Raw genomic sequence first — 509 nt, forward strand, 5'->3', positions numbered from 1 at the left:
AGTTTGTTGGGTAGAGCTAGAGCTATTGGGGCTGAATTGATTGTTTTAGATATCCCAAAGGAAGGGGAAATGAGAATTATTGATTTTCTATCCCAAGAACTTCAAATAGCCGTTGATAGTTTAAAATCCGCTTATCCTAATAATCAAGATGGTCTAAAAGTTGTTAAGGATTTCCTAGATAAATCTGGTGCTGATATTCAATGGCTCAAGGATTTAAAATCTGATGATTGTTACCTTAACCGTCCTTGTCTTGTGAATAACAATTTAACTGATACTGTTACTCGAATAGTAAGTTTAGTTAATAGTTATTGGCGATATCCTAATCTTGTCGAAGATACAACCCCAAAAGATTATAGATTCACATTATTTTCTAATGTCATTAGTGATGAACTTCAAGATGCGATCGCACTACGGGAACGTGACGCTTATAGAGCCGAAATGGGTGCGGCTTTAGCTTATAAAAGAGACACTGAAGATGATAGATTAGTTAAAGAAGTTACGGCTAAATT

Annotated in this window: 1 pseudogene; it reads left to right on the plus strand. The window is 35.2% G+C overall.

The features are described 5' to 3' along the window. Positions 1–509: pseudogene (locus PL9631_RS26420) on the plus strand (hypothetical protein); the annotation flags it as partial.

It is taken from the genome of Planktothrix paucivesiculata PCC 9631, assembly GCF_900009265.2.
In the GTDB taxonomy this organism is placed as follows: Bacteria; Cyanobacteriota; Cyanobacteriia; order Cyanobacteriales; family Microcoleaceae; genus Planktothrix; species Planktothrix paucivesiculata.